At 72.4% G+C, this 25323-nt stretch carries 23 protein-coding genes and 1 riboswitch; of the genes, 17 read left to right on the forward strand and 6 right to left on the reverse strand.

Going from position 1 to position 25323, the window contains the following annotated elements; genetic code table 11:
- Positions 1 to 44 precede the first annotated feature (44 nt).
- Both ACH4MY_RS11880 and ACH4MY_RS11885 read right to left on the reverse strand, forming a co-directional pair.
- Complete coding sequence (locus tag ACH4MY_RS11880) at positions 45 to 1106, reverse strand: iron-siderophore ABC transporter substrate-binding protein (RefSeq protein WP_398001088.1); 1062 nt, start codon at positions 1104 to 1106, stop codon at positions 45 to 47.
- Between the two features lie 109 nt (positions 1107 to 1215).
- Entirely contained in the window at positions 1216 to 2592 is a 1377-nt protein-coding gene (locus ACH4MY_RS11885; protein ID WP_398001091.1) for a lysine N(6)-hydroxylase/L-ornithine N(5)-oxygenase family protein, read from the reverse strand.
- 239 nt (positions 2593 to 2831) lie between these two features.
- On the opposite strand from ACH4MY_RS11885, the gene ACH4MY_RS11890 reads away from it, so the two are divergent.
- Entirely contained in the window at positions 2832 to 3779 is a 948-nt protein-coding gene (locus ACH4MY_RS11890) for a methionyl-tRNA formyltransferase (RefSeq protein WP_398001094.1), read from the forward strand.
- A 145-nt stretch (positions 3780 to 3924) separates the two neighbouring features.
- Positions 3925 to 5016 (forward strand): hypothetical protein, encoded by a 1092-nt coding sequence (locus tag ACH4MY_RS11895; protein WP_398001096.1) that lies wholly within the window; start codon positions 3925 to 3927, stop codon positions 5014 to 5016.
- Positions 5017 to 5194: 178 nt separating this feature from the next.
- Here the strand turns inward: ACH4MY_RS11895 and ACH4MY_RS11900 are convergent, their stop codons facing one another.
- The 3 genes from ACH4MY_RS11900 to ACH4MY_RS11910 all read right to left on the reverse strand — a co-directional run bounded on the left by ACH4MY_RS11900 (position 5195) and on the right by ACH4MY_RS11910 (position 6322).
- Entirely contained in the window at positions 5195 to 5698 is a 504-nt protein-coding gene (locus ACH4MY_RS11900; RefSeq protein WP_398001099.1) for a GNAT family N-acetyltransferase, read from the reverse strand.
- A 100-nt stretch (positions 5699 to 5798) separates the two neighbouring features.
- Positions 5799 to 6113: an ATP-binding cassette domain-containing protein gene (locus tag ACH4MY_RS11905; protein WP_398001102.1), complete on the reverse strand. Its 315-nt coding sequence runs from the start codon at positions 6111 to 6113 to the stop codon at positions 5799 to 5801.
- A complete protein-coding gene (locus ACH4MY_RS11910; protein WP_398001105.1) occupies positions 6011 to 6322 on the reverse strand; it encodes a hypothetical protein in 312 nt (103 codons plus the stop codon). The genes ACH4MY_RS11905 and ACH4MY_RS11910 overlap by 103 nt, the downstream gene beginning before the upstream one ends.
- 74 nt (positions 6323 to 6396) lie before the next feature.
- Between ACH4MY_RS11910 and ACH4MY_RS11915 the strand changes: the two genes are divergently transcribed.
- The 4 genes from ACH4MY_RS11915 (at position 6397) to ACH4MY_RS11930 (ending at position 10381) form a co-directional block, all read left to right on the forward strand.
- Complete coding sequence (locus ACH4MY_RS11915) at positions 6397 to 6987, forward strand: TetR/AcrR family transcriptional regulator (RefSeq protein ID WP_398001108.1); 591 nt, start codon at positions 6397 to 6399, stop codon at positions 6985 to 6987.
- Positions 6988 to 7169: 182 nt separating this feature from the next.
- The gene (locus tag ACH4MY_RS11920; protein ID WP_398001111.1) at positions 7170 to 8222 is read left to right on the forward strand and encodes an iron-siderophore ABC transporter substrate-binding protein; all 1053 of its coding nucleotides are present in this window, start codon (positions 7170 to 7172) and stop codon (positions 8220 to 8222) included.
- A 15-nt stretch (positions 8223 to 8237) separates the two neighbouring features.
- Positions 8238 to 9272, forward strand: a complete 1035-nt coding sequence (locus ACH4MY_RS11925; RefSeq protein WP_398001114.1) for a FecCD family ABC transporter permease — start codon at positions 8238 to 8240, stop codon at positions 9270 to 9272.
- Positions 9269 to 10381 (forward strand): FecCD family ABC transporter permease, encoded by a 1113-nt coding sequence (locus ACH4MY_RS11930; protein WP_398001116.1) that lies wholly within the window; start codon positions 9269 to 9271, stop codon positions 10379 to 10381. Before ACH4MY_RS11925 ends, ACH4MY_RS11930 begins: the two co-directional genes overlap by 4 nt.
- 28 nt (positions 10382 to 10409) lie before the next feature.
- Here the strand turns inward: ACH4MY_RS11930 and ACH4MY_RS11935 are convergent, their stop codons facing one another.
- Entirely contained in the window at positions 10410 to 10982 is a 573-nt protein-coding gene (locus ACH4MY_RS11935) for a histidine phosphatase family protein (protein WP_398001119.1), read from the reverse strand.
- A 161-nt stretch (positions 10983 to 11143) separates the two neighbouring features.
- A riboswitch (cobalamin riboswitch) is annotated at positions 11144 to 11223 on the forward strand.
- A 58-nt stretch (positions 11224 to 11281) separates the two neighbouring features.
- Here ACH4MY_RS11935 and ACH4MY_RS11940 point away from each other — a divergent pair.
- From ACH4MY_RS11940 to ACH4MY_RS11990, 11 genes are all read left to right on the forward strand, one after another.
- Positions 11282 to 11509 carry a CbtB-domain containing protein gene (locus ACH4MY_RS11940; protein WP_266899951.1) on the forward strand — a complete coding sequence of 76 codons (228 nt, stop codon included), beginning with the start codon at positions 11282 to 11284 and terminating at the stop codon, positions 11507 to 11509.
- A 14-nt stretch (positions 11510 to 11523) separates the two neighbouring features.
- Positions 11524 to 12333: a CbtA family protein gene (locus ACH4MY_RS11945; RefSeq protein WP_398001122.1), complete on the forward strand. Its 810-nt coding sequence runs from the start codon at positions 11524 to 11526 to the stop codon at positions 12331 to 12333.
- Positions 12334 to 12504: 171 nt separating this feature from the next.
- Positions 12505 to 16734, forward strand: a complete 4230-nt coding sequence (locus ACH4MY_RS11950; RefSeq protein ID WP_398001125.1) for an SNF2-related protein — start codon at positions 12505 to 12507, stop codon at positions 16732 to 16734.
- On the forward strand, positions 16731 to 17411 hold the full coding sequence (locus ACH4MY_RS11955; protein WP_398001128.1) for a hypothetical protein: 681 nt from the start codon (positions 16731 to 16733) through the stop codon (positions 17409 to 17411). Before ACH4MY_RS11950 ends, ACH4MY_RS11955 begins: the two co-directional genes overlap by 4 nt.
- 267 nt (positions 17412 to 17678) lie before the next feature.
- Positions 17679 to 18824: a DUF6421 family protein gene (locus ACH4MY_RS11960; protein ID WP_398001131.1), complete on the forward strand. Its 1146-nt coding sequence runs from the start codon at positions 17679 to 17681 to the stop codon at positions 18822 to 18824.
- Positions 18817 to 19953: a branched-chain amino acid aminotransferase gene (locus ACH4MY_RS11965; protein WP_398001134.1), complete on the forward strand. Its 1137-nt coding sequence runs from the start codon at positions 18817 to 18819 to the stop codon at positions 19951 to 19953. Before ACH4MY_RS11960 ends, ACH4MY_RS11965 begins: the two co-directional genes overlap by 8 nt.
- Positions 19950 to 20537, forward strand: coding sequence for a bacilysin biosynthesis protein BacA (locus ACH4MY_RS11970; protein ID WP_398001137.1), 588 nt, complete (start codon positions 19950 to 19952; stop codon positions 20535 to 20537). The genes ACH4MY_RS11965 and ACH4MY_RS11970 overlap by 4 nt, the downstream gene beginning before the upstream one ends.
- Complete coding sequence (locus ACH4MY_RS11975; RefSeq protein ID WP_398001139.1) at positions 20537 to 21793, forward strand: MFS transporter; 1257 nt, start codon at positions 20537 to 20539, stop codon at positions 21791 to 21793. Before ACH4MY_RS11970 ends, ACH4MY_RS11975 begins: the two co-directional genes overlap by 1 nt.
- On the forward strand, positions 21778 to 22938 hold the full coding sequence (locus ACH4MY_RS11980; RefSeq protein WP_398001142.1) for a GNAT family N-acetyltransferase: 1161 nt from the start codon (positions 21778 to 21780) through the stop codon (positions 22936 to 22938). The genes ACH4MY_RS11975 and ACH4MY_RS11980 overlap by 16 nt, the downstream gene beginning before the upstream one ends.
- Positions 22932 to 24170 (forward strand): acetyl-CoA carboxylase biotin carboxylase subunit family protein, encoded by a 1239-nt coding sequence (locus ACH4MY_RS11985; RefSeq protein WP_398001145.1) that lies wholly within the window; start codon positions 22932 to 22934, stop codon positions 24168 to 24170. Before ACH4MY_RS11980 ends, ACH4MY_RS11985 begins: the two co-directional genes overlap by 7 nt.
- Entirely contained in the window at positions 24167 to 25255 is a 1089-nt protein-coding gene (locus ACH4MY_RS11990) for an aminotransferase class IV (protein ID WP_398001147.1), read from the forward strand. The genes ACH4MY_RS11985 and ACH4MY_RS11990 overlap by 4 nt, the downstream gene beginning before the upstream one ends.
- Positions 25256 to 25323: the final 68 nt, after the last annotated feature.

Below are 25323 nucleotides of genomic sequence, written 5' to 3' on the forward strand. Positions count from 1 at the left end.
CGGTCGGGTGGTCTTCCGGCTGGTGGCGCGTCAGCTGGTGGGCGTCACTTGACAGCCGCGAGCAGCGGCTCGATCGCGTCGATGGCGTACGGGATCGACAGAACGGTGTTGAAGGAGAACGCGGCGCCGATGTCCGGGTTCTGGTACGGCACGAACAGGTCGCGCTTCTCCTGGTTGACCTTGAGCTTCTTGTAGAGCGGCTCGGCCTTGATGCGGTCGTTGGCCTCGGTGCTGGAGGTCACCCAGACGAGCCGGTCGACGTCGAGGACGTCGAGCTTCTCTGCGCTGAGCTCGGCGACGTTGAAGCCCGGCTTGGCCAGGGCGTCGATCTCCGGCTTGAGCTTGAAGCCCAGCTCCTGGAAGAAGATCGACTTGGGGTCGGTCTTCGTGAACGCCGAGTACTTGCCGGCCTCGAAGCTGTCGGCGACGGCGAGCGTCTTGGCGGCCCACTCGGGGTGCTTGTCGCGGGCGGCCTCGAACCGGGCGTCGATGTCCGCGATCAGCTTGGCGGCCTCGGCGTCCTTGCCCAGCGCCTTGCCGATCTGCTGGGTCATCGTCTGCCAGGGAGCGCCGTAGTCCGGGTGGTCCTTGGGCTGGGCGACGACCTTGGTGAACTTGGAGAGCGTGTCGTACTGCTCCTTCTTCATCCCCGAGTACTGGGCGATGACCAGATCGGGCTTGAGCGCCGCGATCTTCTCGATGTTGTACTCGTCGCGCTCACCGACGATCTGCGGCTTGTCCGAGCCCCACTTGTCCTTGGTCCAGGGCCACTTGCCGTACGGCGTCTCCTTGAACCAGTCGACCGCGCCGGCCGGCTTGACGCCGAGTGCGAGCACGGCGTCCTGGTCGGAGAGGCCGAGGGTGACGATCGTCTTCGGCTCCGTGTCGATCGTCGTGGAGCCGTACTTGTGCTCGACCGTGACGGGGAACGCGGCGGGCTTGGCTCCCCCGTCGGCCGCGGCGGAGGAGGTGGTGGCGGACGGCGACTCGGACTTCTCGGTCCCGCCGCCGCAGGCGGCGAGGGCGAGGGCCGCCACCGCGAGGACGGCCACACGGGGAGCGGATCTGGCGAACCGGGCCAGAGCGGGACGTGTACCAGCGGACACGGACGTTCCTTTCGGGGATGCACAGTGCTGCCGCGCCGGCCGGGTGCGGACGGTACCGCCCGGCGGGACGTGGCGTTTCTTGCGTGGGGGATGGGACGGGGGGGTGACGCTAGCGAGACGTTCCGACGCCGTCGACCAGGGAGACCGCTTCGGCGGAGGCCGTGACGACGGTCTCGTCCGCGCCGGCCGCGCCGGCCCTGTCGAGGACGGAGGCGAGGATCTCGCCGACCCTGATCGCGGTGTTGGAGAGCAGCGACGAGGTGATGCCGTGGGTGTGCTCGGTGCCGCCCTGCAGGTAGATCCCGCACTGGAGTTCGGGGTCGGTGGCGAGGCGGTAGTCCCGCTCGACACGGACCCGGCCGAAGTCGTCGCGGTGGCAGCGGTCGCCGACCGGGCCGAGGAGGCCGAGGGGTTCGGCGGGGGTGTAGCCCGTGGCGTAGACGACGACGTCGGCTTCGAGGACGGACTCCTCGCCGGTGACGAGGGAGGTCACGAAGGCACGGACCTTGTCCGGGCCGTCCTCCACGCCGGTGAGCCGGGAGATGTTGATGAAGCGCAGCCGTTCGGTGCCGAGGACCTTCTCCTGGTACGCCTGCCGGTACAGGTCGTCGATGAGGTCGATGTCCACCACGGAGTAGTTGGTGTTCCCGTGATAGTCCATCAGCTTGCGCTTGATGTCCTCGGGGGCGGTGAAGTACTCGTCGACGGCCTCGGGGTCGAAGATCCGGTTGGCGAAGGCGCTGTCGTCGGCGGGGCTGTATCCGTACCGCGAGAAGACGGCGCAGATCTCGGCCTCGGGGAAGCGGCGGTGCAGATAGGCGACGTTCTCGGCGGCGCTCTGTCCGGCGCCCACGACGACGATCCGCTCGGGGTTCGTCCCCTCCAGGCCCTCGACCTTGGCGAGCAGGTCGGAGTTGTGCCAGACGCGGTCGCTCCGCTCGACGCCCTCGGGCATCTTCGGGCGAAGTCCCGTGCCGAGGACGAGGTTTCGGGCGCGGTGGACGACCAGCTCGTCCCCGGAGCGGGCGGTCACGTCGAGGTATTCGACGACGCCGTCGCGCTCGACGGGCTCCACGGAGATGATCTCGTGGCCGTACGAGACCATGTCGTCGACCTTGGAGGCGGCCCACTCGAAGTAGTCGTGGAACTCGACGCGCAGGGGGAAGAGGTTCTTGTGGTTGACGAAGTCGATCAGCCGGCCCTTGCTCTGCAGGTAGCAGAGGAAGCTGTATTCGCTGGTCGGGTTGCGGAGCGTCACCAGGTCCTTGAGGAAGGACACCTGCATGGTCGCGTCGTCGATCAGCATGCCGCGGTGCCAGCCGAAACGCGGCTGGCGCTCGAAGAAGTGGGCGGTGACCGCTTCCTGCCTTCCGACGCGTGCGTTGTGCTCGCTGAGCGCTATCGCCAAGGCCACATTGGACGGCCCGAAGCCGATGCCTATGAGGTCGTGGACCAGAGGTGCGTCACCAGGAGGAACCTGCGACATGTCACTCCCATCGTGCGGGAAAGAGGCTGGGGGGAAAGGGGCATCGGGCACACCGGTGGTGCCGGCAGCCGTGCGGAACTTAGGTAAAGCTAACCTGATCTGACGATGCTGTCGACGGGACATAACGGACGAGGCGAAGAAGCGCGGTCCGAACAAGCGCATAAATCAAGCCGGTTGCACTGTTAGGTAAGGCTTGCTTTACTTGCTGACGGTCAATCGCTCTTCCGAGGAGGAACCCGATGCGGGTCGTCATGTTCGGCTATCAGACCTGGGGCCATCGCACCCTCCAAGCGCTCCTGGACTCCGAACACGACGTCGTGCTCGTCGTGACGCACCCCAAGAGCGAGCACGCCTACGAGAAGATCTGGAGCGACTCGGTCGCCGACCTGGCGGAGGAGCACGGCGTCCCCGTCGTCATCCGCAACAGGCCCGACGACGAAGAGCTGTTCGCGCGCCTCAAGGAGGCCGACCCGGACATCATCGTCGCCAACAACTGGCGTACGTGGATCCCGCCGCACATCTACAACCTGCCGCGCCACGGGACGCTCAACATCCACGACTCGCTGCTGCCCAAGTACGCCGGGTTCTCGCCCCTGATCTGGGCCCTCGTCAACGGCGAGTCCGAAGTCGGCGTCACCGCCCACATGATGGACGAGGTCCTCGACGCCGGCGACATCGTCCAGCAGCACGCGGTCCCCGTCGGTCCGAAGGACACGACGACCGACCTCTTCCACAAGACCGTCGACCTCATCGCCCCGGTCACCGTCGACGCCCTCGACCGCATCGCCTCCGGCACCGCCGAGTTCACCCGGCAGGACCGCTCGCAGGCCAGCTTCTTCCACAAGCGGGCCGAGGAGGACATCCGGATCGACTGGAACTGGCCCGCCGACGTCCTGGAGCGCCTGGTCCGGGCCCAGTCCGCGCCGTACCCGAGCGCCTTCACCTTCCACCGGGGCAAGCGCCTCGAAGTCCTCTCCGCCGTGGTGTCCGAGGGCCGGTACGGCGGCACCCCCGGCCGTGTCTTCTACCGCGAGGGCGAGGGCGTCGTCATCGTCGCCGGTGCCGACGCGCGCACCGGACGCAACCACGGTCTGGCCATCACCCGGGTCAGGACCGAGGACGGCCGCGAGCTGCCCGCGACCGAGTACTTCACCTCCATGGGCGGCTACCTGACCGGCCGTCCCTGACGGCCCGGAGCCGCTCACACGTCGACCGGGGCCGCCAGGCGCGCATGCGTGGCGGCCCCTCCGTGGTGGTTGGGTAGGTTGACCCAACCCGATTGCGTGGCACGGCGGTTGACGCCGCACAGCCAGCGGACAGCGAGGAACAGCGATGGAACAGCCGGTCGTCAACGGTTTCGCGTGCGACCCCTCGGGCGCGACCTTCGCCATCGTCGGCATAGCGAACGCGCCGACCGACTGGGCGAAGGTCTTCAGGTCCCTCGCGAACACCGACCTGACGTTCGACCCGGCCGCCGGCCCGGATCCGGCCGTGCTGAGCGCCGTCGCCGAGGCGACCGGCACCGGAGCGGACCGCGGGGCACGCCCCGCCGCCGTCACCGGCGCGCGCTCCATGAGCATGACGCCCCCCAGTGTGCTGAACCTCAACGCCTACCTCATGTACGCGCTCGGCAAGGTGGCCCGCCGACGGCTCGCGGACAAGCTGGAGGCCCGCGGGTTACGCCTCTGGCACCTCACCGTGATGACACTGCTCGCCGACCTCGGCCCCCAGATGAAGACGGCCCTCGCGTCCCGGCTCGACATGAACGCGAGCGACCTGGTGAAGATCGTCAACGACCTCGCCCGCATCGGGCAGGTGGACTGCGTCCGCGACCAGACGGACCGCCGCCGCGTCGTCGTGCGGCTCACCTCGGAAGGCAGGACGTACCTCGCCGGCCTCAGCGCGGAGATCGCCTCGACGGACGACGAGATCCTGGCCCCCCTCGACGCCGGAGAGCGCGAACAACTGGCCTCCCTGCTGCGCCGGGTGCACAGCCACCTCGAACCCGCGCCGGCCGGCGTGGTCCACGAAGCCCGAGGCGGCACGCGGACCCCGGGCTCCGAGCCCGGACTCCCCGCACAGGCAGACTCCGTCGAGGACGGCAGGGTCGACTGGACCCGTCCCGCCGAGGAGATCGCGCGGCTCGTCGCCGACGGGCGATCGCGTCGTCCCCACGCCTACACCCGCCACGAGGGGCGCCGGATCGAGATCCTCGCCGCCACGGTCTCCGGGCGCCCGTACGCCGGTACTCCGGGCCTGGTGCTCCACTCGGAGGAGGAGGGCGTCGTCATCGTCGCCGGAACCGACGCCCACACGGGCGGGAACCACGGGCTCGTCCCGACCCTCGTCCGCACGGAGGAGGGAAACGAGATCCCCGCGCGGGACCACTTCCGCGCCGCGGGCGTGCTCGTCGACCTGGACTGAGGGACCCCCTGCGGCCCGGCGGCCCCGGAGAGGGCGTGGACGTCGACGCCCACCGGTCGGACATGCGCCCGGCGAGCCTCGCGGCCCGCGCCTGGGAGCGAACCCACCACCACTCCCCCGGCGTCGACGGTATCCGGGGAAGGGCCGGACGGACGGCGTCCGTCCGGCCCTTCCCCACTCACCTCAGGGCCCGCACCAGAACCCGGGAGCCCCGCGCCGGGTCCAGCGAGGAGCGCCACCCCGGGGGCGCCGCCTCCTCGTCGGCCGCGGTGAACCCGTGGCGCAGGAAGAGCAGTCCACTGCCGGCGGTCGCCGTGAACACCCGTGACGCGCCCCGGGCCGCGGCCTCGGCGAGGGCGGCCAGCAGCAGCGCGGAGCCGATGCCGCGCCCCTGGTTCCCGGGCGCCACGCAGAAGTTGTAGAGCACGGCGGCCGGGCCACCGTAGGCATCCCGCCGGCGGCACAGCGCCACGCATCCCGCCAGTTCTCCGCGCGCGGTCTCGGCGACGAGGAAGTCCGCCGCGTCGCGGGCGTACTGGGCGGCGGAACGGTCACGCAGGGCTCCTTCGCGCACGAAGGGCACGGACAACCGATGCACGGCATCGGCGTCGGCCGTCCCGGCGGGGCGCAGCACCGCGACGGGCTCGGGCCGGAGGCCCGGGCGGGGCATGACTGTGGTCAACGGCTTCTCACTCTCGGGGGTTTGGGCGGCGGCGGGTCACCCGTGGGGCGCGCCGACCGGCGTGACTCCACCCCACCATAGGGATTCAGGTAAGCCTTACCTAACCGGCGACCATCCGGAGGGATTCCACCAGATCGCGGTAGAGGGTGTCCGAGACGAGCAGTTCCTCGTGGCGGCCGCGGGCCCGGACGCGCCCCGCCTCCATGACCACGATCGTGTCCGCGTCGACCACCGTCGACAGGCGGTGGGCGATCGTCACCACGGCGCCGGTGCCGGCGCGGGCGCGGACGCACTCCTGGACCGCCGCCTCGGTCAGCCCGTCCAGTTGCGCGGTGGCCTCGTCCAGGAGCAGGACGTCGGGGGCGGCGAGGAGCGCGCGGGCCAGCGCGATGCGCTGCCGCTCGCCGCCCGACACGTTCGCCGCGGCGAGGGGGTGGTGGCGAGCAGGACGAGGTCGAGCACCCCCATGAGGACGAGGCTGCCCACGAGCATGACCGCCCCGTTGATCAGGCCGACGAGCGCGGAGGCGACCAGGGCGAGGAGCAGGCCGTGCAGGAGGGTGCGCCGGTGCGGGCGGGCGAAGGACCACAGGATGCTCAGGCGGGGCATGAGGGAGGCGGCCATAGCTATAATGGAACACCTCTGTTCCAGAAAGGTCAAAGAGTTTCCCAAACGGCATCAAGGGATACCGTGTGCGCATGGGGTCCGACGACACTCCCGCGCCCGGCGCGGTCACCCGCGAGAGCGCCACGCGCGCCCGTACCCGGCGCACGATCCTCGACGCCGCCGTCTCTGTGCTCACCGCCGACCACGGCGCCTCGCTCGGCGATGTCGCCGAGGCGGCCGGGGTGGGACGGACCACCGTCCACCGCTACTTCCCCGAGCGCTCCGACCTGCTCGCCGCGATCGGTACGGACGTGCGGGACCGGGTCGCCGCGGCGTCCGAACGGGCGCGGCTCGACGACGGGCCGGCGCCCGAGGCGATGGAGCGGCTCTGCCTGGAGTACTTCGAACTCGGCGACCGGATGCTGCTGTTGTACGACGTGCCGCAGTTCGTGGCGTGGTCCGGCATCGAGGAGGAGTCCCCTGCCGACCTGGCCCTGCTCGCCCTCGTCCGGCGCGGACAGAAGGACGGGACGCTCGACCCCGAGGTCGACGTCAGCTGGCTCCAGGACGTCATGTGGGCGCTGCTGTACGCCGCCTGGATGCGGGCGCGCGACCAGGGCACCCCCAAGCACACGGCCCTCTCCCTGTGCCTGCGGACCCTGCGGAAGGCCGTCGCACCGTAGGGGCTCCGGCCGGGCGCCGCGCCGATCACGCCGGGACCGAACCCCTGGTGCTCAGCCACGGACAGGAATAGGTTAGGCTCACCTAACAAGCGCCGAGCTGATCGCCGCCCCCGCACGCATCCGTCTGTGGGGCCGTCAGTCGGGGCCTCGTACATCCCCCTGCCCGGAGACAAGGATCCACCATGCCTTCTGTGTTCACCCCCCTTCGCCGTCGCGTTCTCGTGGCGGGCGCCGCCGCGGTCTCGCTCGGCCTGATGGTGACCGGGTGCGGCTCGGACGACAAAAAGGACGACGCGGCAGGGTCGACGAACAAGGCCCCGGCCGGTGCCTTCCCCGTCACGATCAAGAGCGCCCTCGGTGACGCCGTCATCAAGGACGAGCCGAAGCGCGTGGTGACCCTCGGTCAGGGCTCCGCCGAGACCGCCATCGCCCTCGGCAACGTCCCGGTCGGTATCGAGGAGTACCCCTGGGGAAGCGACAAGTCCGGCTACCTCCCCTGGATCCACGAGGCCGTGACCAAGTCCGGCGCCACGCTGCCCAAGCAGTTCAAGGGTGGCGAGGAGCTCGACATCGAGGCCATCACCGAGCTCGAGCCCGATGTCATCCTCGCCCCGTGGTCCGGTCTCACGCAGAAGCAGTACGACATCCTGAAGGACATCGCGCCGACCGTCGCCTACCCCGAGAAGGCGTGGAGCACCAACTGGGACCAGCAGATCGAGATCATCGCCAAGGCGCTCGGTCAGCCGGAGAAGGCCAAGGAGCTGGAGTCGAAGATCGACAAGCAGCTCGCCGACGCGGCCGCCTCCCGCCCCCAGTACAAGAACGTCACGTTCTCGTACATCTACAACACCGGCCCCGGCACCCTCGGCATCTTCAAGCCCGAGGAGCAGCGCGTGGCCATGGTCTCCAAGCTGGGCCTCAAGGTCGACCCGGTCGTGAACACCTTCAAGGAGACCGAGGGCACCGACTCCGCCCTGATCGGCCTGGAGAACGCCAACAAGCTGGCGAAGAGCGACATCGCCTTCACCTTCTACATGGACGAGAAGTCCCGCGAGGCCGTCGAGGCCCAGCCGCTGTACGCGGCCATCCCCGCCGTGAAGAAGAACGCGCTCGTCTACAGCCACGACACGCCGTTCGTCACCGCCTCGTCGATGATCAACCCGCTGACGGTGCCGTACAGCATCGAGCGCTACCTGCCCATGATCGACAAGGCCGTCGCCAAGGCCGGGAAGTAGCACCGGGTCCCCAGCGTGACCACTCTCTCCCGGATCGGACAGGGCCCCGCCGTAGCACGGCGGGGCCTTGCCCGGCATGTCACGGCCGCCGTCCTGTGTCTGGTCCTGCTCGCTCTGGCGCTGCTCGCCAGCGTGATGTTCGGCAGCAGGCCCACGTCCGCGGCCGACGTCCTGCGGGTCGTCACCGGCGGCGGCGACGAGTACACCCGTACCGTCATCGAGAGCCGCTACCCGCGCACCGTCCTCGGTGTGCTCGCGGGTCTCTGCCTCGCCGTCGCCGGCACCCTGATGCAGGGCATCACACGTAATCCGCTCGCCGAGCCGGGACTTCTCGGCATCAACGCGGGCGCGTCCGCGAGCATCGTCGCCGCCACCGCCTTCCTCGGCGCCTCGGGGCAGCGGGAGACCATCTGGTGGGCCCTGGCCGGCGCACTGCTGACCGGTGTCGTCGTCCATGTCGTCGGCACCGCCGGCGGCGGTGGCGGACCGGTCCGTCTGGTGCTCGCCGGCGCGGTGCTCTCCGCCGTCCTCGCCGCCTTCATCCAGGCCGTCGCGCTGTCCCGACCACAGGTCTTCGACACGTACCGCTACTGGGTGGTGGGCGCGCTCGGCGGCCGCGGCTTCGACGCGTTCTGGGCGGTCCTGCCGTTCGCCGCCGTCGGCTTCGTGCTCGCCCTGCTGCTCGCCCCGGGGCTCAACGCCATGGCGATGGGCGACGACAAGGCCGCCTCCCTCGGCATCAGCCCTGCCCGCGTCAAGGGTGCCGGGCTGCTCGCCGCGACCCTGCTCGCCGCCGCCGCGACGGCGGCCGTCGGCCCCATCGCCTTCGTGGGCCTCGCCGTCCCGCACGTCGTCCGGGCTCTCGTGGGAGCCGACTTCCGGTCCCAGATCCTCTTCACCTCCCTCGCGGGACCCACGCTGCTGCTCTTCGCCGATGTGATCGGCCGGATCGTGCTGCGCCCGCAGGAGCTGATGGTCGGGGTCGTCACCGCGTTCGTCGGTGCCCCCGCCCTGCTCTTCGCCGTCCGCCGTATGAGGGGAGCGGGATGAAGACCGCCGACCGGACCGACATCCCGGACAGCACTCCGGACAGCCCCCAGGAGACGAGGCGGCGCCCGGTACGGCCCGCGGGCCGCGGTGTGCTGCGGATCGGCCCCTGGGTCGCCGTACCCGTGCGCCGCACCTCCGTGATCGCCGCCGCGGTGACGCTGCTGCTGCTCTGCGGGGCGGCCGTGGCCACGCTGACGACGGGCAGGCTCGGCATCGACCTGCCCGATCTGCCGTCGGCCCTCGCGGGTGACGCCACCGGCAAGAACGCCTTCGTCCTGAACAGGCTGCGCGGACCGCGGCTGGTCGTGGCCATCGCCACCGGAGCGGCCTTCGGCCTGTCCGGCGCGCTGTTCCAGTCCGTGACCCGCAATCCGCTCGGCAGCCCCGATGTCATCGGGCTCGGCGCCGGCGCCGGCGCGGGGGCCGCGGCCGCCGCCCTGTTCCTGCCCGACGTCATGCCGGTGGCCGTCGGCGCCCTGATCGGCGCGGTCGTCGCGATGGCGGTCGTCTTCCTCGCGACCGGAACCGGCTTCCGCAGCCCCGGGCGGCTCGTGGTCGCCGGCATCGGCGTGGCCGCGATGGCGACGGCGCTCACCCAGTACGTGGTGTACGCCGTCGAGCGCGACAAGGCCAGTGCGCTGACCGCCTACATCAACGGCAGCCTCTCGGCCCGTTCCTGGGACGACGCGGCGGTCATCTGGACGGTCCTCCTCGTCTCCGTGCCCTTCGCGGCGCTCCTCGCGCGTCCCCTGAGCATCGGCGAGATGGGCGATGACCTCTCCACCGGCCTGGGTGCCCGCCCCGGCCGGACCGCGACCTGGGCGGTCGCGCTGTCGATCGTCCTGTCCGCGGGGGCCGTCAGCGTGGCCGGACCCATCGCGTTCGTCTCCCTGACGGCGCCGCAGATCGCCAAGCGCGTCACCCGCAGCGGCGGCCCGCACCTGGTCATGTCCACCCTGCTCGGGGCCCTGCTCCTGGTCCTCGCCGACCTCGCCGCCCAGCAGTTGCCGCTCTTCGACAACCTGCCGGTCGGTCTGTACACGATGGCCGTCGGTGGCGCGTACCTGGGATACCTGCTGCTCCGCGAGTGGGGGAAGCGCCCCGACTGACCGTGTGGGTCCCGCCCTGCGGCGGGACCTACGCGGGCCCGAGCGGGTCGCCGACGCGCAGGTTCCACCGCTCGGCGCGTCCGCTGAGGTGGACGGCGGTCAGGGGGCGTACGTCCAGACGCCGGGCCGCCTCGTCCGGTGCCCCGAGGGCGTGGACGAGCGCCGCGCGGATCACGTCCGGTTCGGCGACGGCCGTGACGCGCCCGGAGCCGGCACGCAGGGCGTCGAGCCAGGCGCCGACCCGTATCCGCAGCTCGCGCAGGGACTCCCCGCCGTGCGGCGCCGCCGCCGGATCGGACAGCCAGACACCGACGGCCGCCTCCTCGGCGGCGGCCACGGCCGCGAGGGTCTGTCCTCGCCACCGCCCCATGGCGCAGCCGGCGAGGGCGACCGTCGGTTCCGCCGTCAGCCCGAGGGCCTCCGCCGTCCGCCGGCAGCGTTCCGACGGCGAGGAGTAGGCGCGCGAGGACGGGTCGACGGCGGCCGCCACGGACCGCGCCCGGGCGATTCCGGCGGGGTCGAGCGGGCTGTCGTCGTCGAACGCGACGTCGCGCAGTGCTCCGCTCGCGGCGGGGGAGATCAGCGTCAGCCGGACGGTCATCGGCTTCCTTCTCGGTCGGCGTCTGGGGCGGCGCAAGGCTATCCCCGTGCCGCGGCCCACCCGGGGGGCGTGCGAAGGTGATTCAGGCCTCACGCCCTTGGCGGCGGCCCCGGTGCGCGGTACCTTCAGGCGACATTTGAACAGCGTGACGACGGCGAGACGGAAGTCCGGTGAGAATCCGGCACGGTCGCGCCACTGTGAGCCGGGCACCCCCCAGGGGTGGTGTCACGGCGAGTCAGACCCGTGGACCGTCGTCCTGCACCACCGTCAGGGACGCGAGTTCCCCAGGAGGTTCCATCATGGCCGAGGCTGTCGTCTCCGCTGCCGTTTCCGCCCCTTCCGTGGCCGTTCCGGCTCCGCTGCCCGTACGAGCCGTCCTTCCCTGGGCGTTCTTCGTCGGCCTTCTCGCGCTGATCGCGCTGTACTTCGTGGGAGCCGAGCAGGGCGCCACGTCCCTGATCGCGGGCTCCGACGTCCACGAGTGGGTGCACGACGGCCGTCATCTGCTCGGCTTCCCCTGCCACTGAGAGGCGATACGCACATGCACGCCTCAACTGTGAGATCCCTGCTGGTCCGCGGCATGCTCGCGGGTCTGGTCGCCGGTCTCCTCGCCTTCGCCGTCGCCTACGTGGTGGGTGAGCCTCCCGTGAACGGCTCCATCGCGGTGGAGGAGGCGCAGGCCGCCCAGGAGGCGCACGCCGGTCACGGTGGCGCGGCGGGCGCGGAGGCGGCCGGGGAAGAGGAGGAGGCGGTCAGCCGCCCCGTCCAGTCGACCTTCGGCCTGGCCACCGGTGTCCTCGTCTACGGAGTGGCGCTCGGCGGCATCGCCGCGCTCGCGTTCTCCTTCGCGCTGGGCCGCGTCGGGCGGTTCAGCCCGCGGGCGACCGCGGCGCTGACCGCTGCGGCGGCGTTCACCACCGTCTATCTGGTGCCGTTCCTGAAGTATCCGGCGACTCCGCCGGCCGTCGGCAACCCGGACACGATCGGGAAGCGCACCACGCTGTTCTTCCTGATGATCCTGCTCAGCGTGCTCCTCGGGCTCGCGGCCGTCATCGCCGGTCGACGCCTCGCACCGCGTCTGGGCAACTGGAACGCGACCCTCGCCGCCGCGGCCGGGTTCCTCGTCGTGACGGGTGTGGCCTTCGTACTGCTCCCGGCGAACGACGACGCGGTCCAGGCGGGCTTCCCCGCCGCGCTGCTGTGGGAGTTCAGACTGGCCTCGCTGGCCGTCCAGGCCGTCCTCTGGGCGGTGTTCGGAGTGGTCTTCGGCGCCCTCGCCCAGAAGGTCCTGGCGGGCCGGCCCTCCGGGGCCGACAGTACGGCCACGGTCGGAGCGCCGATCCCCGGCTGACCGGCCGGACGGCTCCCGGCGGAACCGCCCCGTACGCCCCCGGCGTACGGGGCGGTTCCGCGTTCCGGGCAACTGCGGCCGGTCCGGCCACCGTTGGACGATCAAGGTCCGGCCCGCTCCGTATACTGAGCGCACACAGCTCATCACGGTACGCGTTCGAAGGGTCTCCTCTTGGGTGGTCGTCCCCCGCAGATCGACGGTGTCCGGCAGTCCGGCGCCCTCAGGACGGCCGGTGCGCGGCCCGCGTGGCACGAGCGGGCCAAACGGGCTGTCGTGACGGGCCGGTTCGACGCCGGGATCGTGTCCGAGGCCGAAGGCCTGGCGCGGTCGGGGCGGCTGACGCAGCGGGATCTGCGGATGCTGCTCCTGGTGACCGACGACCACCCGGCGTGGCGGACCGCCCGCCGGCTCGCGGTCGAGGGGATGGAGAGCACGCCGGAGGTGCCGCAACAGGTGCTCGTGGCGCACGCGCAGCTCGAGTTCTGGCCGCCGCCGACGTACGAGGAGTCCGCCGAGCATCTGCCGAACGGGCACGTCCTGCACACGGCCGCGGTGCGGATCGGCCCCGGCGACGCCCAGGTGACCGGCCCGGCCCGCAGCGCGCCGACCTCGGCCCTGGCCCGCCGGTCCGCCGCGCGGGCGATGCTGCTCCGGCTCGCCGGGACCGAGGGACCGGACGGGGAAACCGGGGGCGGACGGCTGTCCCTGCCCGGTATGGGCACGGAGGCCTTCGCCGCGCTGCTGCACTCCCGGGTGACGGCGGCGGACGAACCGGGCGAGGAGCTGACGGCCGAGGTCGTCCGCAGGGCGGGAGCGGCACGGCTGCGACACCGGGACGTCCAGCTCCTGCTGTTCGGCGCGCGGGGACCCGCGTGGCAGGAGCTGCGCCTGTGCGCCCTTCGGCTCACCGCGCGCATGCAGTCGGCGGCGGCCACGCTGCTGCGCTGGCACGCGGACGCGCGGGGCGCGGAGCCCCGGCACTCGGTCTTCGCGTCCACCGGGGGGTTCTCCTGCCGCTGGAGCTGGGAGGAGGACGAGGGCCGAACGGTCGACGGCCCCGAACGCACCGGGCACGACCGGCGGCAGGCCGTCCATCTCGGCGCGGTCGCGCTCCTGGCGGTCCTCACGGGTCTTCCCGAACCCCGTGAGGAACGGGGGTCGGAGAGCGGCGGACCCTCCCGGGCGGCGCGGATCCAGCCGGTGCCGCCGGGCCAGGATCCGGTGAAGTACCTGAACAAGTACACCCAGCTGGAGGTCATCTCCAAGCCCGAGTCGACGTTCACGGCCGCCCCGAAGACCGTCGCCTGTTCCTACACCTGCACGCTCGTCCGTACCGGGGCGGAGGTGGGGGTCAGCCGCCGGGCGAAGACCCGGGCCGAGGCGCGCCGCGCGGCCGCGTCGGCGCTGATGGAGGAGCTGGTCGCCCGCGACGCCGAGCGCACTCCCCCGGCGGCGGCGCCCGTGCCTTCCCCGGCTCCCTCCGTCACGCCGGGTGCCCTGCCGCGGCCTCGCCCCGCCCCGGCCGCTCCTCCCTTTCGGCCTGCCGCTGCCGCCCCTTCCACCTCGTCCGTCCCACCGCACCCGGCGCCCGCCCCGGAGATCCCGGCCCAGGGGATCCCGGCCGTGGACGTCCTCGGAGAAGCCCTCTCGGCCGGGTGCGCCGTCTCCTTCCTCCCGGGCGGCGGCGAGCCTGCAGGACTGCTGCTCCACCGGGCCGACGGCGCTCCGATGCCGGACGCCGCACTGCCGGCGCCCCTGTCCGTGGCGCGCCGTTCGCTGCTCGTTCCCCCGGCGCCCGCTCCCGCCCCGGTGGTGGGGTGGCGGATTCCGCTGGCCCACGCCCTGCCCGTACTCCTGCGGCGGGACCGGGCCGCCGGGTGGCATCCGACGGCGGCGGAGTGGGGGCACGCGGCCCGGCTGGGGCTGCGGGCCGTCGCCGCCGGGCTCGTCCACCCGTCGCTCACCACGGACGGGGTGGACCGCTGGCGGCTGGGCCCGCTGCCGGTCGCCACCGCACGGGCCGTGGAGGACCTCGCCCGCCGTCTGTCCCCCCTGGCCCACGCCGTGGTGGACGGGGGACGCCCCCTGACCGCGCGGGCGGCCGTACCGGCGTTCCTGGACGCCCTGGCCGACTCCCTGCTGCGGCCGCCGGCCGCGGTCCTCTTCGGCACCGGACCGTTCCTCGCACCGGCGGGCAGCCCGCTGCCCGCGGCGGAGGCCGATCGGGTACGGCCGTGGCTGGACGCGGTCGAGGACCGGCTGTACGACGGTCCACCGCCCGGACTCGTCGTCGAGTTCGCCGCACCGACCGAGGAGGAGGCCGCCACCGGGCGACTGACCGGCCGTCTGCTGGTGGAGCCGGAGGGGGACGTCGAGCCGTACCACCTGCGGGAGCGGGTACGGAGCCGGCTGGAGCGCTCGGCCCGGCACTGCGGGACGCTGTCGGCGCTGCTCTCCTCGCCGGAGCGGCTGGTGGTGGACGCGGCGGGGATCGCGCGGCTCCTCGAAGCCGAATCCGCCCTGGCTGCCGGGGGTCTCGTGCTGCGCTGGCCGGCCGGACTGCGCGACCTGCTGTCCACCCACACCGTGGTCGGCGCGGACCCGGGCGGCGGGACGGACTCCGCCGCCGGAGGTGCGCCCCGGTTCAGTCTCCAGGCGCTGCTCGACTTCCGCTGGCAGCTCGCGCTCGGCGGCCACGTGCTGAGCGAGGCCGAGATGGACGCGCTCGCGGAGGCCGCACGTCCCCTGGTCCGGGTGCGGGGGCGGTGGGTGCTGCTCGACCCGGTCACGGTCGCGCGCGTCCGCCGCAGGGAGATCGGCCGGCTCACCGGGATCGACGCGCTCACCGCCGCCCTCACCGGCACCGTGACCGTCGACGGCCGGAATGTGCCGTGCCGCGCGGGCGGCGGCCTCGCCGGTGTCGTCGACATCCTCCGCCGGGGCGAGGACGCGGCTCCGGTCCCGGCGCCGGCGGGGCTCGACGCGACCCTCCGCGCCTACCAGGAACGGGCCCTGGCCTGGCTCGCGCACACCGGCGGGACCGGGTTCGGCGCGGTCCTCGCCGACGACATGGGACTCGGCAAGACCCTGACCGCCGTCGCGTACACCCTGCACCGGTACGAGAACGGGCATCGCGGCCCGGTCCTCGTGGTGTGCCCCTCGTCGCTCGTGACCAACTGGGAGCGGGAGTTCCGCCGGTTCGCCCCGCGTCTCCACGTGACCGTCTACCACGGCACCCGGCGGAACCTGGACGTCGCCGGGGACCGTACCGTCGTCCTCACCACGTACGGCGTCCTGCGCCGTGACGCCGGACTCGCCTCCCGTACCTGGGACCTGGTCGTCGCGGACGAGGCGCAGCACGCCAAGAACCACGCCTCGTCCACCGCCCGCAGTCTGCACGCGCTGACCGCCACCACCCGTCTCGCCCTGACCGGGACCCCGGTCGAGAACAACCTCTCCGAGCTGTGGACCCTGCTCGACTGGGTCAACCCGGGCCTCTTCGGGCCGCTGAAGGCCTTCAGGTCCCGGTACGCGGCCGCCGCCGAGCGCGAACCGGACGGACCCGCCGCGCGCGCCCTCGCGCGGCTGATCGCGCCGTTCCTGCTGCGCCGCCGGAAGACCGACCCCCATGTCGCGCCCGAACTGCCGGCGAAGGTCGAGAGCCGGCGCATCGTCGAGCTCACCGCCGAGCAGGTCACCCTCTACGAGGCGGTCGTCCGCGAGACGATGGAGCAGCTCGCTCACTCCCCCTCGCTGGCACGGTCCGGCCTGGTGTTCAAGCTGATCACCGCCCTGAAGCAGATCACCAACCACCCGGCGCACTACTGGGGCGAGGAACATCCCGGACCCTCCCGGGCAGGGGAGTTCACCGCCCGATCGGCCAAGCTGGGGGCACTCGGCGAGCTCGTCGAGGCGATCACCGCGCGCGGAGAGGCGGCGCTCGTCTTCACCAGTTATGTGACGATGGGCCGGCTGCTCACCGAGCATCTGGCGCATCTCGGCCATCGCCCGCTGTTCCTGCACGGAGGACTCGACACCCGGCAGCGGCAGGAGCTCGTCGACGCCTTCCAGGCGGGCCGCTCACCCTTGTTCGTGCTGTCCGTCAAGGCCGGTGGCACGGGTCTCAACCTGACCAGGGCCAGTCATGTCGTGCACTTCGACCGGAGCTGGAACGCCGCCGTCGAGGACCAGGCCTCGGACCGTGCGCACCGGATCGGACAGCGGCGGACGGTCACCGTCCACCGGCTCGTGACCCGCGGCACGATCGAGGACCGCATCGACCAACTCCTCACGCACAAAAGGGCCTTGCAGGACACGGTCCTCGGAGGGGGCGGCACCGGACTCGTCCGTCTCTCCGACCGTGAACTCGCGGACCTCGTCGGTCTGGGAGGCCCCGCGTGACCTCCTCGACCTCCGGTCCGCCGGCTCGCGGCGACCTCGCCCCGGACAGCCCCCAGGCCGTCCCGGTCCTGGACTCCCTCACCGATCCGCCGCCGGCGCCGCTCCCGGGCCTGATCGTGCTGCGCGCGCTCGCCGCCGACGCCGCGAGGCGTGCGGCCGCCCTCCTGGACGACGCGAAGGGCACTCCCGGCGGAGGCAGTTCCGGCGAGGCCGCCGCGGGCTCCGAAGGCGTCGCCGACGCGGACGGCGTGGACGACACCACCGCCGACATCGTCCGCTTCGTCGCTGTCGGCGGCGACATCCACCTGGAGCTCGCCGCCGGCCAACTCGGGGTGAGTGTGCGCCAGATGAGATTTCTGGCCATCGCGCACCGGTTCGGCGGCCGGCCCGCCGTCGCCACCTGCCTCGCGCCGCGGCCCGCCGACCCCGACGTCCTCGCCGCCGCCGAGCACGCCGTCCAGCCGCTCCGCCCCTCCCCCACCGCCCCCATGGAGCGCCGCCACAACCACCTCACCGACGCGCTCGCACGCGTCCAACTGCGGTACGGGCCAGACCTGTTCTGGCACCCGTACATCGAACGCCACGGCGCCTGGCAACCGGCCGCCGCCCCGCACGCGGACCCCGCCGCGGCGTACCGGGCGGCCCGTACGGCGCTGCGCGCCGCGGCGCGGAGCTGACGGTGCCGCGAACGGTGGAGCACCGGCGCGTCCCGCTGCGCCCCGGCGCATCTATGCAGGTCGAGGAGTCGACGCACCGATCTTCGAACATCCATTGTTTCCTGTCGAGTTGGAGTGTTAGCGTCCCAGGCGACCGACAGTGCTGTGACGTAGGTGTGACAAGCGGAGCCCAGCGGCTCCGTGGATGGGGCCATTGCTGTGGGGGGTGGAGTGGGTCCGCGTACCGTTGCCGAGCTACTGGATTTCGAACGGCGGGTCGTGCCCGCCGTGGACCGTCTCCGCGAGGTGCGGAGCGGCGAAAGGGGTGGCGATCCGCTCGTGGCCCTCGCCGAGGTCCGCGCGGCCGTGGAGGGACTCTCCGGTCTTCTGCCGGAGCGTCAGATATCGGCCACTCTCGCCGACTTGGCGGACTGGGCGAAGGCCGGGTGCGAGGGCGTTCCCGACTTCGACGCGACCCGGGACGCGGTGCCGGCGCCGGAGGACGGTGAGGCCGCCGCGTACATCGGGCCGGTGATCCTCCCCAACAGCGACCGCCACGAGATCCACGTCGAGGCGTTCTCGGTGGTCCGCCAGGACCCCGACTGCACGCCGTACCTCCAGGACGTCTATCCGCATCCGAAGGCCGTCTTCCAGTCCACCCGGCTGCTCTCCGCCTCGCGGGGGCTGCGGGAGGGCAACTGCGTAGTGTTCTTCCCCGAGAACATCCCGGCGGCGAGCCGGTGCACGCACCAGAACTTCGCCTGGTTCTTCTTCAACCGTCATGTCGACATCTACGCCCAGACCCTGGCGATCACCGAGCGCCTGTGCGGTCCCGGGTCCCCGTTCGCCGGTGACAGCGGTCTCGTCTCGCCCGGGATCGATCCCGAGGACGTGTACCAGGCCCGGTGCGTCTGGGGCTATATGCACGACTACTTCCACCACACCGGCCCCCGGCCGCTCGACCAGCATCTGTCGCTGAAGACGAAGTGGCGCCCCGGGCTCCTGGAGGAGCTCAAGGTCGACATGAGGTCGGCGATCGCCTGCTTCGAGGAGCAGGTGCCGTACGGCCCCGTGATCTTCGAGTACATCCTGCTCGAACGGCTCTTCCGCTATCCGGCACAGCCCGAGCCGCTGCGGAACTTCGACTCCGGTACGGGCTTCGCGCTCGGCACCTGGCTGGCCGCGCACGGGCTGTTCACGGACGACGGCCGCGGCCGGCGCGCCCTGGGGTCCAAGGCGGAGATCGTGGAGTGCGTCCGCGAACTCGTCCGGCGGATCGAGGAGATCGAGACGGTCGAGGACGACGACGCCTACCGCACGGGCGCCGTGGACTTCCTCTACGGGACGCTCCTGCGGCGCCCGGAGAGCAAGCCCGACCGGTACGGCGGCCCGCTGGCACCGATCGGTCTGTGGGGTTCCGAGGTCCATGTCTGAGACAGTGCCGTCCGGCATACCCGGACAGCCCGCGCCGCCCGGACTCGACCGGATCCTCCGGGACCCCGGCTTCTGCCGTCACTCCACCGGCCGGGTCGCCGTCGTGGAGTGGGAGGCCGGGAGCGGCTGGTCCGAGCCGCGGATCGAGCCGTACGACAGGCTGCCGATGGATCCCGCGACCCTGGGGCTCCATTACGGGCAGGCCGTCTTCGAGGGGATGAAGGCCTTCCGCGCCACGGACGGATCGGTGTCCCTGTTCCGCTCCGCCGACCACGGGCGCCGGCTGGGGCGCTCGGCCGCGCGGCTCGCGATGGCCGAGATGCCCCCCGAGCTGTTCACCCGGGCCTGCGCCGAGCTGGTCGCCGCGGACGAGCACTGGGTGCCGGGAGGGTACGGGCAGAGCCTGTACATCCGGCCGCTGCTGCTCGCCACGGAGGCCGAGATGGGGCTGCGGCCCTCGCGCAGCTACCGGTGCGTCTTCCTGGCCTACCCCGCCGACCCCTGTTTCGGGAGCGACTTCCGTCCGCTCGCGGTCACCGCCGCGACGGAGACGGTGCGCGCGGTACGGGGCGGCACGGGCGAGTCGAAGTGCGCGGGGAACTACGCGGCCAGCCTGCTGACCCGGACCGAGGCCCAGGCCGCCGGGTACGACGAGGCCCTGTGGCTCGACGGCGTCGAACGCCGGTGGGTCGAGGAGCTCAGCACCATGAACGTGTTCTTCGTGTGGCGCGGCGAGGACGGGCCCCGGCTGAGCACTCCGCCGTGCGACGGGACGATCGTCCGCGGCATCACCCGTGACTCGCTGCTCACCCTGGCCGAGGGGCTCGGTCTGCCGGCCGCGGAGGAACCCACCGCGATCGACGCCGTCCACGAAGGGATCCGCTCGGGCGCGCTGGCCGAGATGTTCGCGTGCGGGACGGCCGGTGTCGTCGTCGCCGTGGGCCGGCTCGGAACCGCGGGCGGGGACCTGCTCGTCGGTGACGGCAAGGAGGGCCCGGTGACCGAACGGCTCCGCGGCGCCCTCCTGGACGTCCAGCACGCACGTACACCTGACACGCACGGCTGGCTGCTGCCGGTCACCGGCGCGGCCGGAGCGTTCGCGATCGAGGGCGAGGGACGACACGCATGAGCGAGAGCACGGCGCTGAAGGCCGACCGTGACGGGGCGCTGTCGGGAGTCACCAGAATCCACACCCTCGGCCCCTCCGGCACCAATCTGGAGAAGGCCGCGCACCACTGGTTCGCCGAGCGGGGGGTCGCCGGCACCGTCCTGCTGCACTCCGAGGTGGAGGACGGGCTCGACGTCATGGGCTTCGACGGCAGCGAGGCCATCCTGGCGTGCGCCGTCTATCCCCGGCTGCACGACCTCGTCTTCGGGAACCTGCACCGCCTCGAAATGGTCGACAGCTTCATCCTGGACACCCACGACATGGTCCTCGCGGGCCGGCCGGACGACGACACGGCCGTCCGTACGATCGTCTCCCACCCGGCTCCCAGCTGTCTGGTGGCCGACCGGGGGACCGTCACCCTGGCGAGCAGCAACTCCCGGGCGGCCGCCCTCTGCGCGGCCGGGGAGTTCGACGCCTGTGTGACCACGGGCCGCGCGGCGCAGGCCGAGGGGCTGCGGGTCCTGGAGAACTTCGGGCCGGTCCCGATGGTGTTCACCCTGCACGTGGGCAAGCCCGTCGCCGGTTCCACCGCCGGGACGGTGTGATGCGCGGGACAGCACGGAAGGGGGCGCCGGCGGCCGGGCGCGGCAGGCTCCCCGGCGCGTTCCAGGCGCTGATGGTGAGCGAGGCGGTGTCCTCGGCCGGATCGCAGCTGACCCTGGTCGCCCTGCCGGTCCTCGCCGCCGCCGATCTGGAGGCGTCTCCGTCGCAGATCGCCCTGCTGAGCGGCGCGCAGTTCGTTCCCGTCCTCCTGGTCACCCCGTTCGCGGGCAGGCTGGCGGATCTGCGGGACCGGGCTCCACTGCTGTACGCGTCCCACTTCGCGCGGGCCGTCGTCCTGTTCCTGGTGGTGACGCTGGCCGCGGCGGCATGGCTGAACTACGCGACGCTGTTCGCGGCGGCGGTGCTGCTCGGCGCGTTCACCGCGCTGTTCGACACGTCCCTCCTCGCGTACGTCCCGGACACCGTCGACACCGAGGACCTGACCCGTGCCAACGGGCAGCTGGCGGCGGTCAACGCGGTCTCGCAGACCGCGGGGCCGGCCATCGGCGGTCTGGTCGTCTCCGGTCTCGGTCCGGCGCTCGCCATCGCCCTGGACGCCGTCTCGTATCTCTTCGGCGGAGCGGCCGTGCGGGCCCGGCCGAAGCCCTCGCGGAACCGGGCCGGCCGGGAGAACGCCTCCATCCGCGCCGGGTTCACGGCCGTGGCGGCGTCCGATCCGCTGCGCCGGCTCGTGGCGGCCGGTTCCCTCTTCAACCTGGCCGAACAGGTCGCCCTGAGCGTGCTGTTCATCGCCGTGGTGCAGGAGGCCGACCACTCGGTCGCGTTCCTCGGCTTCGGCTTCAGCGCGGCCGGGGTCGGCAGTGTGATCGGCGCCAGGGCCACGGCCCGGTACGGCGGCGGGGACGGCGCCCGGTCCTGGGTGTGGGCACTGCTCGTCTCCCAGGCGGCGCTGCTCGCGGCGCTCTGGTCGCTGGGCTTCGGCTCCTGGGGTGCGGCGGCCTTCCTGGCGAGCATGCTCGTCTACGGCGCGGCCATGGCGTTCTACAACGTGCACTCGCTGACGCGACGTCAACTGGTGTCGCCCGAGGGGATGCTGGGCCGGGTGAACGCCGTCTACCGGACGTTCGCCTTCGGGACCATCCCGATCGGCGCGGGCGCCGCCGCCCTCCTGCTGCTCATCACCTCGGCCCCGGTGGCGGCCTCGCTCGTGGCGGTGCTGAGCGTCGTCGCCACGTGGGTGCTCGCCAGGGGGACGTACACGACCGAGAGGCAGGACGAGGCATGGACGACACCCTGACGCCCTTCGTGGTGGGAGAGCGGTCGCAGCTCGGCCCCTCCGGCACCGACGAGTCATGGCTCGACGAGGGCGGGTTCTACTCGTCCCGGCGCTGGACGGTCTCCCAGGAGGGCGACCGGGGCTTCGACACCGCCTATCTGGTCGGCCGGGACGGGGCGAGCGGCCGGACCGGGGGACTCGTGCCCTTCCACACGGCGTCCGGCGGCGACAGCAATCCGCTCTACAACGAGACGACCCTGCTCGGGTACACCCCGGACGTCCAGGTCCTCGCGGGCTCGCGCACCGGGTACGACAACCGGCTGCTCCTCAGCCCCGGACTGTCCGACGCGGACCGGACCCTGCTCCTCACCGCCCTCTGCGACCGTCTTCTGGACCGGGCGGAGGAGCGGGGCGCCGGACACGTCTCCTGGTGGTACCTGCCGGAGGACGAGTCCCGCGCGCTGGCCGCACTGCCCGGATTCGCCACCGTCGCCACCCCCTGTCCGCCGACGGCGGTGGTCCGGCCGCGCGGCACGACCTTCGACGAGCACGTGGCGGCGCTGCCCTCCTCGCGCCGTTCCCTGGTACGCCGCGATCTGAAGCGGCTCGCCGGCGGCGGCTACCGGTCGCGGAGCGTGGCCGCCGACCCGGCGGACCTGGAGCGGTACGCGCCGCTCGTGGTCCAGGTGCAGGCCCGGCACGGCGAGGAGCTGAGCGAGGAGGGCGCGGTGCGCTATCTGCACCGCTGTCTGAGCATCGGCGGTGGCGGCGAGGGCGCGGCCGGTGAGGACGTGGTGATCACCGAGGTGCTCGACGAGCGGGGCCACCCGGCCGCCTTCGCCCTCGGGATCGTCCACGGCGGCACCCTGCACATGCGGGTCTTCGGCTGTGACTACGCGGGCGGGCACGGTTCCTCCGGCGAGTACTTCGAGGCCACGGTCTACGGACCGCTGCGGCTGGCCCTGGAGCGGGGTCTCGACGCCGTCCACCTCGGTGTCACCTCGTACCGTGCGAAATCGCTGCGGGGGGCCGAACTCCACGCGCGCCACACCCTGTTCATGTCCCGCTCTGACCGGCGTCCGCCCGTTCCCGCTCCCGACTGGGGTTTCCTCGGGGACGACGAGCGGTTCCTCGCCGGAGCGTCCTCGGAGGTCCTGCCGTGCTGATCGTCGTCCAGCCCCTGTCGGCGGGGGTCCGGCTCGCCGCCCGGGTGGTGGAGTCCGGGGTGCCCTGTCTGATCCCCACCCAGTTCCCCGAACTGCTGCCGCCGGAGGTCCTGGCGGGCGCGACGGTCGTCGACTGGCATCCCGACCGCGGCGTGCCGGAGCTGCTCCGTCTCGTCGAGGAGTCCGGCGTCCGGCCGACCGGTGTCGTCGCGGGCTTCGAGTACGTGGTGCCGGAGAGCGCGGAGCTGGCCAGGTCTCTCGGACTTCCGGCGCTCGGCGCGGACGCGGCCGAGGCGGTGCGGCAGAAGGACGTGATGCGCCGCTGGTGTGCCGAGCGGGGTGTCGCCTTCCCGCGCTCGGTGCTCGTGGAGCCCGGGGCGGCGGGTCCGTCTCCGCTGCCCTTCCCGGTCGTGGTGAAGCCCGTCGACTGCGGCGGGAGCCTGATGGTGAGCCTCTGCCGTGACGAGGAGGAGTACGCCCGCGCCTGCGCGACCGTGCACGGCCCCGGCGAGGTGAAGTTCCATCCGAACCCGCGCCGGGCCGCCCTGGTGGAGGAGTACGTCGAGGGGCCGGAGTTCTCCCTGGACGGCTGGGTGGACGCCGACGGGCCCCATCTCGCGAGCGTCACCACCAAGTTCCTCTCCGCGGAGCCCGACTTCTTCGAGATGGGCCACATCGCGACCGCGCCGGCCGAGTCGCCGCACGGCGTCCTCCTGGAGGACTTCGCCCGGCGGGTCGTGAAGGCCTTCGAACTGTCGGTGGGCCCCTTCCACATCGAGACCCGCGTCGCCCGTGACCGGGGGCCCGTGCTGATCGAGGTCGGCGCCCGGCTCGCCGGTGACAACATCCCCGAACTCGTGCTCGCCGGGCCCGGAGTGGACCTGTGCGCCGCGGCGGCGGACGCCGCGCGCGGGCTGCGGCACGAGCCGGGGCCCCTCTCTCCGGTGAGCGCGGGCCTCGCGTTCGTCACCACCGACCGGCCCGGGGCGTTCGCCGGGACGCTGAGCGGTGCCGAGCCGTTCACCGGGGCCGCGGAGTTCCGTGATCTCGTCCCGGAGGCGGAGCCGGGAGCGGTTCTGGACCCGGACGACATCTTCAGCAACAGGGTCGCCCGTATCCACTTCGAGGGAGCCCTCGACCAGGTCGAGCGTCTTGTCGCCTCGGTCATCGGAGACGTCGAGGTCGACATCGAGGGCGTCGACCTCAAGGACAAGGAAGGTGTCCGCGCATGAGCAACGAACTGGTGGTCACACCCACCGCCACCCCCCGACCGCGGCCGGAGGCGGACGGGTCGACCGCGCCGGTCCTCACCGATCACGCCTTCTTCATGCGGACCGGGAAGCGCCGTACCTGGCAGGGGCTGACCGTGGCCGACCGGGACACGATCCCGGCGCTGCGGCCCACCGCTGCCGCCGTACTCGGCGGCCAGACCGTCGTGGACGCGTTCACGGCGTACCGCATGGCGGACGGCACGGTCGCCGTGTTCCGTCCCGACAGCCACATCAAGCGGCTCAACAACGGCGCCCGCCGTCTCGCCCTGCCGCAGGTCGACTTCGACCGGGTGTGGACCTCCGTGCGCGCCCTGGTCGAGCTCGACCGGGCGTGGCTCCCCGAGGAGGCCGGTTCCGCGCTGCACCTGCGCGCGGTGCTCGCCGCCGACGGCACGGGGCTCACCCCCTCCCCCGCCGACAACTGCCTCTTCTACGTCCTCGCCTCCGTCGGGGACCCGGCCGGGGTGGCCGGGAAGCCGGTCCGGGCGATGACCCTCGACGGCTATGTACGGGCCTGGCCCGGCGGCACCGGCGACATCAACGACGCCGGGTCCCTGGCGGCGGGTGTGGTCCCCGGCGAGGTCGCCGCCAACTACGGCTACGACCACGTGCTGTGGCTCGACGGGCCGCAGGGCCGCTTCGTGCAGCAGATCGGGAACCTGAACGCCTTCTTCGTGATCGACGGGGTCCTGACCACTCCGGCGCTCGACCGTTCGGTCCTGCCCGGTGTGACCCGTGACTCCGTCGTCAAGCTGGCGCGGGACTCCGGGACCGCGGTCGTGGAGCGGCCGGTGGAACTGGCGGAGGTGCTCAAGGGCATCGCCGACGGCACCGTCACCGAGTGCTTCGCCACCGGCACAGAGACGGGCGTGGCGCCGGTGACCGGGCTCGGCCACCAGGGCGAGGAGTACCGGTTCGCCGGCGAGGGGGCCGGTCCCGTGACCGCGCGCTTCGGCGCCCTGCTCGACGGCATCCACCGGGGCGAGGCGGTCGACCGCTTCGGCTGGATGCGGCGGCTGACCGAGGTCCCGCCGGTCCACGCGTGAGGGCGTCACACCCCTTGTGACACGAGCCCGGCGGGAACGCCGGAATCGCCGGGAACACAGAGCGCGGA

Source organism: Streptomyces sp. NPDC017246 (assembly GCF_044331325.1).
Lineage (GTDB): Bacteria > Actinomycetota > Actinomycetes > Streptomycetales > Streptomycetaceae > Streptomyces.

Bases quoted from the DNA above. Each gene is read 5' to 3' on its own strand.
- ACH4MY_RS11885 (WP_398001091.1), bottom strand. From the start codon at position 2,592: ATGTCGCAGGTTCCTCCTGGTGACGCACCTCTGGTCCACGACCTCATA.
- ACH4MY_RS11890 (WP_398001094.1), top strand. From the start codon at position 2,832: ATGCGGGTCGTCATGTTCGGCTATCAGACCTGGGGCCATCGCACCCTC.
- ACH4MY_RS11895 (WP_398001096.1), top strand. From the start codon at position 3,925: ATGGAACAGCCGGTCGTCAACGGTTTCGCGTGCGACCCCTCGGGCGCG.
- ACH4MY_RS11910 (WP_398001105.1), bottom strand. From the start codon at position 6,322: ATGGCCGCCTCCCTCATGCCCCGCCTGAGCATCCTGTGGTCCTTCGCC.
- ACH4MY_RS11915 (WP_398001108.1), top strand. From the start codon at position 6,397: ATGGGGTCCGACGACACTCCCGCGCCCGGCGCGGTCACCCGCGAGAGC.
- ACH4MY_RS11920 (WP_398001111.1), top strand. From the start codon at position 7,170: ATGCCTTCTGTGTTCACCCCCCTTCGCCGTCGCGTTCTCGTGGCGGGC.
- ACH4MY_RS11930 (WP_398001116.1), top strand. From the start codon at position 9,269: ATGAAGACCGCCGACCGGACCGACATCCCGGACAGCACTCCGGACAGC.
- ACH4MY_RS11935 (WP_398001119.1), bottom strand. From the start codon at position 10,982: ATGACCGTCCGGCTGACGCTGATCTCCCCCGCCGCGAGCGGAGCACTG.
- ACH4MY_RS11940 (WP_266899951.1), top strand. From the start codon at position 11,282: ATGGCCGAGGCTGTCGTCTCCGCTGCCGTTTCCGCCCCTTCCGTGGCC.
- ACH4MY_RS11945 (WP_398001122.1), top strand. From the start codon at position 11,524: ATGCACGCCTCAACTGTGAGATCCCTGCTGGTCCGCGGCATGCTCGCG.
- ACH4MY_RS11965 (WP_398001134.1), top strand. From the start codon at position 18,817: ATGTCTGAGACAGTGCCGTCCGGCATACCCGGACAGCCCGCGCCGCCC.
- ACH4MY_RS11970 (WP_398001137.1), top strand. From the start codon at position 19,950: ATGAGCGAGAGCACGGCGCTGAAGGCCGACCGTGACGGGGCGCTGTCG.
- ACH4MY_RS11975 (WP_398001139.1), top strand. From the start codon at position 20,537: ATGCGCGGGACAGCACGGAAGGGGGCGCCGGCGGCCGGGCGCGGCAGG.
- ACH4MY_RS11980 (WP_398001142.1), top strand. From the start codon at position 21,778: ATGGACGACACCCTGACGCCCTTCGTGGTGGGAGAGCGGTCGCAGCTC.
- ACH4MY_RS11990 (WP_398001147.1), top strand. From the start codon at position 24,167: ATGAGCAACGAACTGGTGGTCACACCCACCGCCACCCCCCGACCGCGG.